The 566-nt window shown below is 65.5% G+C and carries 1 protein-coding gene; it reads left to right on the top strand.

The genetic code is table 11. From position 1 onward, the window contains the following. A partial coding sequence (locus NZK81_RS21450) for an HpcH/HpaI aldolase family protein (protein WP_260047989.1) occupies window positions 1-566 on the top strand: 566 nt, incomplete at both ends.

The following is a 566-nucleotide window of genomic DNA, read 5'->3' as shown; positions in this document are numbered from 1 at the left end:
ACCCTGCCCGGCATCGTCGCGCAGCTGCGTGCGGTCGAGGCGACGCCGCCGTGTTCGGCGATCGTCCGGATTGCCGGCCACGATCCGGTAGCGATCAAGCAGGTTCTCGATCTTGGAGCGCAGACTCTGATGGTTCCGATGGTCGAGACCGCCGAACAGGCCCAGGCCATCGTAACTGCGTCCCGCTATCCGCCTGCAGGCGAACGCGGCCTCGGCGGCGCCCGTGCCGCGCGCTGGGGTGGCTATCCTGCCTATGTCGCAGAAGCCAATGCGCAGGTTTGCATCATCGCCCAGATCGAGACCGCGACCGCCGTCGACAACATTGAGGCGATCGCCGCAGTGGACGGAATCGACGCGCTGTTCCTTGGACCTGCGGACCTGGCCGCGACCGAAGGTTTGCTGGGCGCAATCAATTTCGATGCCCTGTTCAAGCTGACCGGCGAAGCACTGGCGCGGATCGTCTCAACCGGCAAACCGGCCGGGATCCTTTCGCGCGACGAACGCCTCGTCCAGCAGTTCCTCGATGGCGGTGCCCGCTTCATCGCCAACGGGATCGACAGCTTCAC

The organism is Novosphingobium mangrovisedimenti (assembly GCF_025153475.1).
Classification (GTDB): domain Bacteria; phylum Pseudomonadota; class Alphaproteobacteria; order Sphingomonadales; family Sphingomonadaceae; genus Novosphingobium; species Novosphingobium mangrovi_A.
This window is presented reverse-complemented; position numbering and strand designations above follow the sequence as displayed.